The organism is Priestia sp. SIMBA_032 (assembly GCF_046535215.1).
GTDB classification, from domain to species: Bacteria; Bacillota; Bacilli; order Bacillales; family Bacillaceae_H; genus Priestia; species Priestia aryabhattai.
Map to the genome: position 1 here is coordinate 1 of NZ_JAWRXD010000718.1, position 270 is coordinate 270.

Genomic DNA, 270 nt, shown 5'->3' on the forward strand with positions numbered 1-270 from the left:
GGAGGGCGACCGCGCCGCCTTGCACTGGGACGTGACGGCGCTGTTCGCGCACGTCCTCGATGGGCTCGGCTCGGTGGCCCGGTCCGATCCGGGGCTGGCGGGCATCGGCGTGGACTCGTGGGCGGTCGACTACGGCCTCCTGCGCGGCGGCCGCCTGCTCGGCGAGCCGTACCACTACCGGGACGAGCGCACCGAGCGCGGGGTCGCCCTCGTGCACGACGCGGTCGAGGCGGGGGAGCTGTACCGGCAGAGCGGACTGCAGTTCCTTCC

At 74.8% G+C, this 270-nt stretch carries 1 pseudogene; it reads left to right on the forward strand.

What is annotated here, in order from left to right:
* Positions 1-270, forward strand: a pseudogene (locus SB717_RS36155) (rhamnulokinase); the annotation flags it as partial.